11 protein-coding genes are annotated in these 12774 nt (G+C 45.7%); 7 read left to right on the top strand and 4 right to left on the bottom strand.

Going from position 1 to position 12774, the window contains the following annotated elements; genetic code table 11:
- Window positions 1–60: 60 nt before the first annotated feature.
- The 3 genes from AC5ZC7_RS14260 to AC5ZC7_RS14250 all read left to right on the top strand — a co-directional run bounded on the left by AC5ZC7_RS14260 (window position 61) and on the right by AC5ZC7_RS14250 (window position 5543).
- Window positions 61–1326, top strand: coding sequence for a helix-turn-helix domain-containing protein (locus tag AC5ZC7_RS14260; protein ID WP_496162441.1), 1266 nt, complete (start codon window positions 61–63; stop codon window positions 1324–1326).
- Between the two features lie 191 nt (window positions 1327–1517).
- Window positions 1518–4316: a TonB-dependent receptor gene (locus AC5ZC7_RS14255; protein ID WP_496162442.1), complete on the top strand. Its 2799-nt coding sequence runs from the start codon at window positions 1518–1520 to the stop codon at window positions 4314–4316.
- Between the two features lie 18 nt (window positions 4317–4334).
- Window positions 4335–5543 (top strand): Ca2+-dependent phosphoinositide-specific phospholipase C, encoded by a 1209-nt coding sequence (locus AC5ZC7_RS14250; protein WP_496162443.1) that lies wholly within the window; start codon window positions 4335–4337, stop codon window positions 5541–5543.
- A gap of 187 nt (window positions 5544–5730) precedes the next feature.
- On the opposite strand, the gene AC5ZC7_RS14245 is transcribed toward AC5ZC7_RS14250, so the two are convergent.
- Window positions 5731–6519: an alpha/beta fold hydrolase gene (locus AC5ZC7_RS14245; RefSeq protein WP_496162444.1), complete on the bottom strand. Its 789-nt coding sequence runs from the start codon at window positions 6517–6519 to the stop codon at window positions 5731–5733.
- A 68-nt stretch (window positions 6520–6587) separates the two neighbouring features.
- The gene (locus AC5ZC7_RS14240; protein WP_496162445.1) at window positions 6588–7157 is read right to left on the bottom strand and encodes a cyclic nucleotide-binding domain-containing protein; all 570 of its coding nucleotides are present in this window, start codon (window positions 7155–7157) and stop codon (window positions 6588–6590) included.
- Between the two features lie 221 nt (window positions 7158–7378).
- Between AC5ZC7_RS14240 and AC5ZC7_RS14235 the strand changes: the two genes are divergently transcribed.
- Together AC5ZC7_RS14235 and AC5ZC7_RS14230 are read left to right on the top strand one after the other, a co-directional pair.
- Window positions 7379–8215, top strand: a complete 837-nt coding sequence (locus AC5ZC7_RS14235; protein ID WP_496162446.1) for a DUF8758 domain-containing protein — start codon at window positions 7379–7381, stop codon at window positions 8213–8215.
- 75 nt (window positions 8216–8290) lie between these two features.
- The gene (locus AC5ZC7_RS14230; RefSeq protein ID WP_496162447.1) at window positions 8291–9232 is read left to right on the top strand and encodes a hypothetical protein; all 942 of its coding nucleotides are present in this window, start codon (window positions 8291–8293) and stop codon (window positions 9230–9232) included.
- Between the two features lie 56 nt (window positions 9233–9288).
- On the opposite strand, the gene AC5ZC7_RS14225 is transcribed toward AC5ZC7_RS14230, so the two are convergent.
- Window positions 9289–9837 (bottom strand): isochorismatase family protein, encoded by a 549-nt coding sequence (locus tag AC5ZC7_RS14225; protein ID WP_496162448.1) that lies wholly within the window; start codon window positions 9835–9837, stop codon window positions 9289–9291.
- Between the two features lie 80 nt (window positions 9838–9917).
- Window positions 9918–10502, bottom strand: coding sequence for a cyclic nucleotide-binding domain-containing protein (locus tag AC5ZC7_RS14220; RefSeq protein ID WP_496162449.1), 585 nt, complete (start codon window positions 10500–10502; stop codon window positions 9918–9920).
- A gap of 257 nt (window positions 10503–10759) precedes the next feature.
- On the opposite strand from AC5ZC7_RS14220, the gene AC5ZC7_RS14215 reads away from it, so the two are divergent.
- Together AC5ZC7_RS14215 and AC5ZC7_RS14210 are read left to right on the top strand one after the other, a co-directional pair.
- Window positions 10760–12163 carry a hypothetical protein gene (locus AC5ZC7_RS14215; protein ID WP_496162450.1) on the top strand — a complete coding sequence of 468 codons (1404 nt, stop codon included), beginning with the start codon at window positions 10760–10762 and terminating at the stop codon, window positions 12161–12163.
- Window positions 12164–12280: 117 nt separating this feature from the next.
- Window positions 12281–12727 carry a GNAT family N-acetyltransferase gene (locus AC5ZC7_RS14210; RefSeq protein WP_496162451.1) on the top strand — a complete coding sequence of 149 codons (447 nt, stop codon included), beginning with the start codon at window positions 12281–12283 and terminating at the stop codon, window positions 12725–12727.
- Window positions 12728–12774 lie beyond the last annotated feature (47 nt).

The raw sequence follows: 12774 nt of genomic DNA, 5'->3' as shown, positions 1-12774 counted from the left end.
TTGGAATAGTAGCTTTGCTGAACGGGAAAACAAGGATTAAAACGTATTAAAGATTTTGGTTTGAATTACATTAGTTTGCTGGGTGCCTTTCAGGCACTGATTGTATTGGGAATTTTTATTGTTTTTTCCACTAAAAAGTCAGTTGGTAATGATCGTATACTAAGCTGGCTGCTGGCCTGCATATTTATACATTTATCAGGTTGTTTTGTGATGAACAAGGCATTTCCCGACGCCGAAATACATAAAGGATATATTACTTTCATCCAGTTGTTATACGCACCCTTATTGTGGTTGTATGCCCGCCAGCATCATCAGTGCCGGAAATTGCCTGTATTCAGGATGGTGCTCTTGTTTGTTCCCGTGGGATTGGCAGCTATTGCCTATTTTGCTATTGCGGGATACGTGATTAGGCACGGCGGAAAAACGCCTGCTTATATAGAGATATATAATAAAGTAGTGGGGTGGGGTATCCTTATTTCATTTATCTTTTTTGGTATTAAATCACTGAACATATCACAGCAACTTTCCGGATTGTCCTTGTCTGAGAAACAGCTGATCCGGTTAATAGCAGCCATATTTATAGGGATTGTTACGATGGGAACCATACTGTCTTTGTTCAGTGAAATGTTTCCCGGCCAGTTTTCACCAACAGAGGCGCACCTCTGGATAAGGATAGTTACCTATACCACACTATTGATTGTTTGCCTGGCTATTGGCAGGGTAAAAATTCTGTCTATATATACCACACGGGTAGTAGATATCTCCCATAATGGTCAGTTGCTGTTCGCTGATCCCACATTGGAAAGAAGGCAGGTGGATTTTATTCGCCCTGCTTTGATGGAATGCCCGGTTTCACTGGCTGAGCCGGAGATTAGCATTTCCGGACACCCGGGCGTTAGCATAGAGAACCTACCTGTTTTGGAGAACAAACAAAAGAAAACGGGTTTATCTGATGCCTTACAAGCCGATATTATAGAGAAAGTGAATGCTCAGATGGTAAATGAAAAAAGGTATACGGATGCTGATTTATCACTCGATGGACTGGCGGTATTGCTCCAGGTACCCCGGCATCATTTGTCGGAATCACTCAATAAATACCTGGGCAAGTCTTTTTATCAGTACATAAATGAATACCGGATCCAGCATGTAATAACGGAAATGGACAAATCAAGGCTACAGCATAAAGTCCCTAATATATTATCTATTGCCTTTGAGGCAGGGTTTAATTCCAAGTCTTCCTTCAATCAGTATTTCAAAAAAACAACCGGGGTCACACCTTCTGCCTGGCTAAAAAATACCAATACTTCCAGGGATGAAGTACTATAAAAAGATGTTTTCCTGGTTTGATGTCAAACTTAAAGGGCCGCTTAACAAATCCTTAATATTGAGTAAGTTGTTGGTTTTTAATTGTTTGTGATAAATATGTACGCTCCTGGTTTATCCGGACGTACGGCGTTATCGGCAAGGACGACCAGGAATCAGGCAACTTTCATCTTTGTGCAAATTAAAAATGCACAATGAATAAGATTCTTTTACTCGTATTCTTATTTGCGCCGGTATTAGCTACGGCACAACAGATCACCGGCGTGACGGTATCGAAAGGCGAGTTACTTCCCGGCGCTACGGTTACTGCCGGAAGCCTGGGTACTCAAACTGATCTTAACGGGAAATTCACCCTTGTTCTCAAACACACGGGAAAGGTTACACTGACTTTCCGCTACCTGGGGTATACGAACAAAACATTGGACATAGAAGTAAAAGCCGGGCTAAATAATATTGGAGATATTGAATTAGCGCCTGCAGCAGGTGTTTTGGGAGAAGTGATTGTCAATGGCGCCTCCGCTGGTTCGCAGGTAAAAGCCATCAGTATCAAGAAAAACGCCACTGGTATCATGGAGGTATTGGCAGCCGATGCCATTGGAAAATTACCGGATCGCAACGCGGCTGAAGCAGTACAAAGAATGCAGGCCGTTTCTATTGAACGCGATGGAGGAGAAGGTCGCTATGTATCAGTGCGGGGTACGCCTATTCAATGGAGCGCTACTTTATTGAACGGTAACCGCTTGCCTTCTGCCAGTCTTGACTATACCGACCGGCGCGTTCAAATGGATATTTTTCCATCAGAGCTGATTGAATATGTACAGTTGTCGAAAGCCCTCACGCCTGATATAGAAGGAGATGCTATTGGAGGTTCCATTAATTTTATTACAAAGGCAGCTCCACAGCAGCGGGTGCTGAACATCAACGCCGCCGGCGGGTATAATGCGCAGTCGGATAAAGGATCTTACAATGCGTCGGTGGTATATGGCGACCGGGTAGCCAAAGGAAAACTGGGCTATCTCTTTTCTGCAGTGGTATGGAAACGTACTACTGGCATTGATCGGTATACTGTCAATTATGATTTTTCTAATCCGAATAAAACTCCGTCTTATTCCATCACAGATTTACAATTGCGCGATTACCTCGCTGGTCGCCGGACAACGGGTTTAAATGGAGGGATTGAATATAAGTTTAACGACCGTCATAAAGTCCAGCTCAAAGGTATCTATACGGAATACCAGGATGTACAGATGGTACGAGAGAATTATTTCTATTTTAATACTGGTATTTCCACCATTACCACCCGTTCCGCCAATTATAATACGAATTTGTATTCCGCAGAATTGAGCGGTCAGCATACTTTGTCAGGTAAATTAAACCTGGATTGGGCGGCAAGTACTGACAAATCGAGGTTTAAGTTCGGCGATCCGGGTTCCTATCCGATGGCATTCTTCGGCCAAAAAGTTAGCTATGATGGCCTGGCGCCTGATGGAAAAAAATACCTGGCTATGGATGCGCCTAATGGCGCCGGCGACAAGATCGACGCGGTATTGCCTCACCTGTCTGCCACAACGCCTGTTAGTCCTGATGCTATGACGTTAACACAGGTGGTTATGCTCAGAAGCACCAACTGGGAATCCAACAAACGGTTTGGTGTCAACCTGAATTATCATCCCAGCGAAAAACTGAAAATAAAGTTTGGTGGTAAAGTGATTTATAAAGACAAGCTGGTAGAAACGCCGCTGAATATATATATGGCCGGTATCACCGGTAAGGCTCCTACGTTGACACAAATAGGCACAGAACCATTTCCTTATAATGGGGGCTTCCTGACGGAAATCAACGCACCCTATAAAAATGTGATGATTGATCAGATGCCGATTGACCAGGTAAGAAACCTCATTACACCGGCAGGCATTGCCAAATACAGCCTGTTCCCCGTAGAAGTAGATTCCGCTACCAATGCGTCTGGCGCTGGCAGATTCTTTACCGGTAAAGAAAACGTGTATGCGGTGTATGCCATGGGGGAGTATAAATTATCCAATAAAATAACCCTTATAGGAGGTATCCGTAACGAGTATAGTAAGGTCACCTTTAAAGGGAATAAGGTGATTTCCAAAGGCGGCAGTAGCACCGTGGCACCGCTAACACAGGACAATAGCTATAACGCCTTCCTGCCAATGTTGCATGTAAAAGTAAATGCTACCACGAATGACATTATTCGCCTCGCCTATACCCGGACATTTGCCCGGGCTGACTTCAACAATCTGAATCCCGCCACCACACAAGACGAAACCAATCGCGTTATTACCCGTGGTAATGCAGACCTGAGGCCAACTTTCGCCAATAACTTCGACCTGATGGCAGAGCATTACTTTGGTGGCGTAGGGTCAGTTACATTCGGCGCATTCTACAAAAGGCTCACGGACCTTATTTATACCAATGAGTCCTCACAGGAAATAAATGGCATAGTATACCGTGTCAGCGAACCGGTAAATATGCAAAGCGCCTGGCTCGGCGGACTGGAAGCCGGGTTTTCCAAAAGGTTCACCAATCTGCCTGGCTTCTGGAAAGGCTTCGGCGTGGACCTGAACTATACTTTTACAAACTCCAAAGTGAAAATACCGCGCTTTGTAGCAGGACAGAAAATAGAAGATGAAAGCGTGATACCCAAGCAGGCCAAACACGTTTTTAACGCGTCTGTTATGTATGAATATGGCAAGTTCACAGCGAGGGTGGCAGGCAATTACAAAGGGAAATACCTGGATGTTATCCGGCAGGCAGCAGGCCCCGACCACTACCGCTGGTATGCACAGAACTTCACCGTTGATTTTTCTTCTTCGTATAGCGTCACGCCTAAGGTGAGACTATTCGCAGAACTTAACAACGTCACCAATGCCCCGGTAAGATATTACCACGGAACCTATAACAGACCCGAAGAAGCGAATTGGTTCTCTATCCGCGGACAAGTAGGCGCCAGCATAAAACTTTTCTAATTTTTAAGCACATATCAAATGAAAAGAATAATCAGAACATTCACCACGGTAGTATTGGTGGTATCAGCTGCAGGTATTGCACATGGACAGAAAAAAAAGCAGCATAGCATGTCTGTCGATGCGCTGAAGATCAATCAGATCCAGGTATTGGGAACACATAATAGTTATGCGCGCCCGGTAGATCCTACACTAATGGCTTTGGCAGATCCGATTGCTGAAAAAATGATGAAGCAGCTAACAAAAAATGTCACCAAAGAACAGGCGGCCGCTTACCAGGAATATCATCCCAATGTGATGAAACTCAGTGAGGCATTGAGTTATAACCATCCTCCCTTTGATGTACAGCTGGACTCCGGTATACGTAGTCTCGAAATAGATATTTACTATGACCCTACCGGGCATCGCTTTAGTCACCCTGCTTCCTATCGGGCTTTGGAAGAAAAAGGGGTGAAGAACCTGCTTCCTTTCGATAGCACTGACCTGGATAAACCAGGGTTCAAAGTATTGCACATGGCAGACTTTGACTTCCGCACACATTATCCTACGCTTAAACTGGCCCTGAAGGCCCTGAAAAACTGGTCCGACAAACATCCGGATCACCTGCCTGTCTCTATTATGGTAGAAGCTAAAGATAAAGGAACACCTTTGTTCCCGAATTCAGCTGAAGTATTGCCATTTACAGCACAGGCCTTTGATGAGCTGGACGAGGAAGTAGTGAGCGTACTGGGTAGAGACAAACTAATCACACCAGATGATGTACGTAGCAATTATACTACCCTGAAAGAAGCCGTACTCGCTAAAAACTGGCCTACCGTAAAGGCGGCAAGAGGTAAATTTATTTTCCTTTTATTGCCTTCTATGGCGGGGATGGAATTACATACGCCTTATGTGGAGAACCGACCTAATCTCGAAAAACGAATCATGTTTGTACAGTCTGCTGAAAAGGATAGCTACGCCGCATTTTTCCTGCTGGATAATGCCATCGTAAAGCAACAGCAGATCAGGCAATACGTAAAAGACGGTTATATGGTAAGAGCCCGCGCTGATATTGACACCTATGAGGCCAAGGTAAATGATCAAACACGTGCCAACGCTACTTTTGAGAGCGGGGCACAAATTATTTCCACCGACTTCTTCCGTCCGGGTAATTCCTATGGAACCGGTTATTTTGTTAAGCTTCCCGGTGGTGGCGAAGTGCGTCCCAACCCGGTAAATAGTGGCAAATAAAGTATTGGAATTATAAAAAGAATAGCAATGCCATCCTGTGTAAACGGGATGGCATTGCTTTAGGGTTATGTTGCTATTATTACTGTTAGTGAAGTTTACGCAACATGCTATGTAGTTTTAAATGTTGTTAATGATAGCACAAAGGTAGATCGACGGCTGCCCACAGGGGGTAAACGTATTTTACTGATTAGGGTTCTTTTGCATCTAAAAACGCCGGAATCATCGCCATGAGCAAATCCGTTTTCTGTGTAAGTGCCGTATGCATGGTTCCGGGTAATATCGCCAGTTGAGTGGCCGCCAGCCCAAACTCGCCAATGCCGCCACCTCCCAGCAATCTGAATAAATCGATGACATGTTCCGGTTGAACGATATCTGCATCACCGGCTATGATCAATGCAGGCGATACTATTTCCCGGATTTCGTCTGCTGACCAGTCCTGCGGCTGTTGATTGAACGTAGTAACTTTAGCCAGGTGTAGCGGCCAATCCGCTGGCCGGGGAGCGGTGTGCAAATATTCTGCTTCATAGGGCGTGCCTTGCATCGCTTCCGCAGTGAGTAATTTTTCCAGGTCTCGGAGGCCGGGATGCCGCCCGTTGCTATGCCACGTTACAGAAGCCAGGATCAGTTTGCGTACCAGGGCAGGTTGTTGCATCGCCACCTGCAATGCTACGCCGGCACCTGTACTGTAACCGAAAATATCGATCCGGGGAATGTTTAACTGGTGCAGCAATGCGATCACATCTGCTGCAAACTGTTCAAAAGAAAGGGGGCGGTCCGGAATGTCGGCCGTATGACCGTAACCCTGAAACTCAACGGCAATCACCTGTCTGTGTGCTGCCAGCAGCGGAATGAGTTGGCCAAATGCAGTGCCGGTACCGGATACAGCGCCCGGTAGCAATAATAACGGTTTCCCGGCGCCATGTATTTCATAGTACATATCCAGGCCATTGACGTGGGCATAGTGAGTAGTTGTCATGGTAGTATTGTTTGCGTGAGGGTAAAGATCGCAAGCAACCAGCAAACCAATCTTGGTATACACCAACGTCAGAACTTCACCTGGTTGAATAGCTTACTGAAATTGGTAGGATCTATCCCGAGATAAGAGGCGATGTATTTATGTGGCACCAAATGCAGGAGCTGCGGGGTTTTCTGGCAAAATGTTTTATAACGTTCTTCAATGGTCAGGGCGCGGAGATCAATGTGCAGGTCTATCATACCCGCAAACATGGCTTCTGTCATACGACGGAAAAGCCGCTCTATTTGTTGCGATTGGTCGACCAATTGTTGCAACTGTTCATAGCTGATATATTCGAGTTCGCTGTCGGTTAAGCAGGTCAGATAATATTTAGACGGCACCTGGAAGGAAAACGATTCCGCAATAGCACACAGGTTGGGTGGGTAGCTGAAGCTGATCACAAAGGTTTTATCGCCATTGTCGAAATAGGCCATCTGTACGCCGTTTTTGACGAAGTATAAATCGCGTTGTACCTGCCCCGGTACCGTAATGTAATCCCCTTTCTTAAACGATCGGGATTGCAGCTGATCCGTTAGCAACGCATAGTCAGCATCGCTGATAGCATGAAATTGCCTGAAATATTGAATACGTTCCATCATGATAGCGCCAGTTCCAAATATAGGGAAGAACGGGCTTACAACCATTAGTGTCAACAATAACAGATGCGTGGTGTGGCTATGTGTTAAACGACTTTCCCGGAAGATGGTTTAACCCGTTCTGCAATACCTTTTTCAAACGTAAAAAATAATATTCACCTGCGCTAACTTTTTTATTTTCAATGATTAACCTAGTTTTGCCGGATGTTTTAAATCTCTTGCGCATGCCGTTGACGAAAGTGTTGATTACTGTTAAAGCATATCCTACATTATCTTCCCATTATAATGAGCAGTTGAGCCTGGGAGGTTTTAGGGAAGATGGTACTTTTATCAGGATATACCCCATTCCATTTACAAAGAAAACTTACGACGAACAATATCAGCTATACGATTGGGTAGAATTCGACCTGGTGCGGAGTAACAGGGATTTCAGGCTGGAAAGTTTTAGCCCGGTAGTGCCGGAGGCACCGGTAAAAAAAATAGGTCACCTGGGCGATGCCGACCACTGGAGCGACCGGAAAACCATTGTGCTGAAAAATATTTATCGTAACCTGTCTACACTAGTGGTAGAAGCCAAACATGAAGCATTTTATACTTCGCTGGTAGTATTCAAACCTACCCGTATATTGGGATTTGAGGTAGAAGAAACAGAGCGGGAGTGGAGCCGGGAGCGGTTATCCAAGCTATATGCGGAAACTAATTACGGGCAGGTATTTGAACAGCCGGAAGATCCGTTTGCAGCTATGAAGAAGCTGCCGTATCAATTTTCTTACCGCTTTATGGACCAGGAGAATAAGGAAATCACCTTACCGGTGGAAGACTGGCAGTTGGCGTCGCTGTTCTGGAAAAGTCTGAAAAAGTTCAATGGCCCCGATAAAGAACCGAAGGCTATTCACGAGGTACGGAAAAAATACCTGCAGGAATATGCCCGGAATTCGGACCTGCACTTTTTCCTGGGAACTACTCAAAATGTACATGCCAGTTCAAAGCAGCCGTTCACCATTGTGGGGGTATTTCCGCCTACTACGCCACCAGCAGTGATACAGGGGAGTTTATTTTAACGGAAGCTTATAGAAATACCATCGTTTGCATTATCTTGCGTTTTCGTATATACGTGACGTTAATTCCTTTTTTGTATGATGAGTAACATATCTATGAAGTTCCGGCTATGGATGCCGGTGTTTGTGATCCCCCTCATGATGCTTGGCAGTTGCTATGAAACCGGTCAGAAAGCGGGAAGCCAGCAAGACAGTATTGCTACCGTTCGCACAGATTCGCCTGTGGTTAGCAAAGCGGAAGTTCCCGATTCATTGCCAACAGAAGCCTACATTGCTGAGTTAGTCCGCAGAAGAGAAGCCATCAGCCGGCAGCTGGCAGGAATGGATACTGCTACCGCCGTGAAATTGTATCGTTCGTTATCGCTGTATGTTGATTCTGCGATTGTAGGACTGACGCACAATGAATCGGCCTGGTTAGATAAATATGTAGAATATTACATACCGGAAAAAGGTATTACCGTACCTCCTCCTCGCGTAGTAGCACGTATTAAACTCCTGGCCGCCGGAGGCATTGAGCCATGGGAAATAGGAGAAGGCTACACGGATCTGCGTCCGGTGCCCGATTTTTATACGCATTTGTTTAAATCCTCGCTGCCGCCTGATTATACGGCCTATCTGCAATTGAAGGCAGATGAAGATACCGTACTATATAGCGCAGATGCAGGACTAGCAGTACCATTCTCCCTGATTGGCAAGCGGGCGCTCAATTGGGAAAAATTCCTGGATACCTATCCCAATAGTACATTTTTTGAGACCGCGAAAGAACAGTATCAGTATTATTGTATAGATTATTTGTTTGGAGAAGATAATACGCCTGCTTTTGACAGACAGGAGGATCTTAATTCATTGGTTCCGGAAAACAGGCAGGAATATACTTCCTTTATAGCGGAACACGGCAATACCAAAACCGGGGCCGTAGTAGCTGGTTATCTGCAGAAGCTAAGCACGGCAAAATCATATGAACCCTTCCGTGAACAAATAAAAAACACGATAGAAGCGGTTTATTCGTCCAAAAAATAATAAGTGATATGATAGCCGCCCTCCCGGATCTGTATGATTCCGGGAGGGCGGTTGCTTTAAATAAACTCCTCCGCAGTAACGACCATTGCATAAAGTCCGTTCAAGGCCGTCATACCCGCCAGGTAAGCCTGGTTAATGACCGCTGCATCCACCCGTGTACCATACAGTTCCCGGTCGCGTGTGGCGCAGGCGTCGCCGATGACCGTGGTACTAAAGCCCAGGTCCATCGCTGCCCGAACGGTAGCATCCACACATACATCCGTCATCATACCGCAGATATACAGCTGTGTGATACCATTTTCCTGCAGATGCGACAGCAGAGAAGTATCCCTGAAACTATTCGGATAATTTTTGGTGATAATGGTTTCTCCGGCTACCGGGCTTACCGCCGCATGGATGGCGGCGCCGTGGGTACCGGGTAAAAAGAAATCCGCGCCCTCATTCACCGCCAGGTGCTGGATATGAATTACCGGTATATGCTGTTGCCTGGCGCTTTGTAAAGCGTGTTGCGCCCGTTGGCCGGCTGCCGCCGCGTTTACCAGGACATGTGCGCCTCCTTCAAAATAATCGTTTTGTACGTCGATAATGAGCAGTGCTGTTTTCATTTTGTTGTTGTTTAGACCTCAAAAGTAGACCGCTACTACTCCCCGAAAGTTGAACTAGTTCAAAAAATACGTACGGCTATTTACTTACCGGATAACTTTTTCCGGATCTTACTTAAAAATTCATGTGAGATGCCCAGGTAGGCCGCCAGCTGTTGCTGGCTAAGGCGTTGCTCAAGTGAAGGGTACTTTTCAATAAATTCCAGGTAACGTTTATCCGCGGTTTTTCCCAGGGAAGAAATGACCCGGCGTTGGAAAGTGACCAGCGACTTCTGGTTCATGATACGAAACATCTTTTCTACTTTGGGGACGGTTTCGTATAACCTGTCTTTATCCGGTTTGTTGATGACGAGTACTTCACTATCCTCCAATGCCTCAATATTCAGCAGGGAAGGACGCTGGTTGGTAAAGCTGTCGATGTCGGTTGCCCACCAGCTCTCCACAGCGAAATACAGGATCTGCGCGTCTCCTTTGTCGTCTGAATAATAAATGCGGAAGCAGCCTTTGGTAACAAAGGCTTCGTATTTACAGATATCCCCTTCCCGTAGAAGAAAATCTTTCTTCTTTAATTTTCTCGGATGAAAAAGCGCCGTAAACTGTTCAAATTCCGTATCGGTGATGGGAATGTACTGTGTGATATGTTGTCTGAGTAATTCGAAATCGGTCATAACATCCTTTATAGTAAACACGGGAGTAGAAGCGGAAGGTAGGCATTTTTATGATATGCGGGGAATGGACCGTAATGAGGTGTTTTTTGGGAGATGTGATTAGCATTGCTAACTATTAAAATGCGGGTAATTTGTTTTTTTAGCCTATATTTAGATATCGTGTGATACGAGCGGATCTGCAATCGAGTTTATTCCCCATTCTCAAAATAACTTTTTACATCTCACTCATTATTGTTTTAACCAAAATTCTACATGCTATGAAAAGAAAGTACAGCGTTACCGGTCTTGTGTTTACCCTGTTTGGCCTGGTGGTATTCGCTTATAACTGCGCAAGCAATAACAAAAAAGACACGGATACCCAGTCGGAGCTAAAAGTGTCTTTTGCGGACGGTGCGTTTATGAATCACCGGGACTCCGTACCATCCAAACAACAGTATCCTGACTCATTATTTGTGCTCAGCCATGATTATCCAACCAGTTTTACACCTTTGGTAGATCCACCCTGGCAGCGTGCTTTGAACGGGCATCCGATCGACTCCTCGAACGTATTCGCCTATATGGATTCTCTGAAAAATTATGTTGCCCCCCGTGTGATACCATTCTTTACCAGCAATACTTCCTGGACCTCCGCTAAATATGGCTGGTTCAATGAACCCTGGCTGGGATCACAGCGGGAAGCTATCCTGGGTGCTTATTTAGGTAATGGCAATCCGGCCAATATGTTTAAAACATTGAAAGAACCAGAAGCCGGCTATGCGCTGGTTCTGTATGATTCTCTTGCCGCCTATACGGTTGGACAAATCTGGGGTAAAACAGGGCAGAAAGTGAACCTGATGAATGATGCCGCACAGTTTAAAGAAGGCAGTGTGATTGTGAAGCTGGCATTTTCCAACGTCAATGGTCCCGACTGGTCTGTAATGGATGGCGCACAAACCTTTAATGTATACGATACCATCCCAACAAAAGCTGATCCCCGCCTGGGCTACCAGATGCGGAAGGTGAGCTTCTTCCAGATGGACGTGATTGTAAAAGATAGTGCTACTTCTCCGCAAACAGGATGGGTATATTCTACCTTTGTGTACGACAAGTACAAACCTGCCAGCTCTTTCTGGGGTAAGATGGTGCCTTTGGGTGCCATGTGGGGTAATGACCCCAATGTAAACAGTCCCATTAAGCCGCCTTACCCGCCACTGAAAGAAACCGTCATTAATAAACTGGCGCCTGAATACAGCCGGGAAACATTAGGCTGGGGTGGCCGCCTCAGTGGCCCCAATGATGGTGCGGTAACCCAGGAAGCTTACGATATTAATACCGGTCAGAAGTATACCAACCTGGCCCTGTCGTCTTGTATGAGCTGCCATAGCCCGGCACAGGATACCTTTGTATCGTTCCTGTTGCCTGGTCCATTCCCCACCAGCGACAGCACATTGGTGTATACACCAGGTAGCCCCCAATGGATGCTGTGGTTCCGGAATAACTATGGCAACGTACCATTTAATGTAGGACAGGTAGGGATGGACTACGACATGGTGATGGCGTTTAAATGCGTCAGCGCCTACGAAACAGCTAAGAATCCACAACAGACCTCTCAGCTCAAAAAGAATTTCGAGGCGGTCAGAAAATTCAGAAGACATAATTCCAGTAGCCGGTTCTGGCACTAAGCTACCGGCAACAAATAATTTGACGTGGGATGTAATGAAGCCGCTTCGAAAGAGGCGGCTTCACTTTTTTAATTTATTTTCGGAGATACTTATGTTTGGTAACAACAAAAAATAACAATGCACTTCAGAGTAGCAAACATCGAAGATATCCCGCAAATCCATGCCGTTCGAACAGCGGTCACAGAAAACCGGTTGTCTGACCCCAACCTGATCACGCCCAACGACTATGTATCGTTTTTAACGGAAAGAGGCCGGGGATGGGTATGTGAGGCGGACGAACGTATAGTTGGGTTCTCCATTGCAGATGTATGGGAAGACAATGTATGGGCACTGTTCCTGCTGCCCGGGTACGAAGGAAAGGGAATCGGAAAACAACTACAGCGTTTAATGCTCGACTGGTTTTTTACTAAGGGGAAAGACTATATCTGGTTAGGAACCGCTCCGGGTACCAGGGCGGCCACCTTTTACCGGATGACTGGCTGGCAGGAGGTAGGCCGGCATGGGGAAAAAGAAATTAAGTTTGAGCTGACAAAGGAGGCCTGGGTAAATAGGCAGGCCCTTTAAAAGCAGATAGCTTACCGGTTTGGTAAGCTATCTGCTTTTATTTAATG

The sequence above is a fragment of the Chitinophaga sp. 9-1-y genome, assembly GCF_059511905.2.
This window is presented reverse-complemented; position numbering and strand designations above follow the sequence as displayed.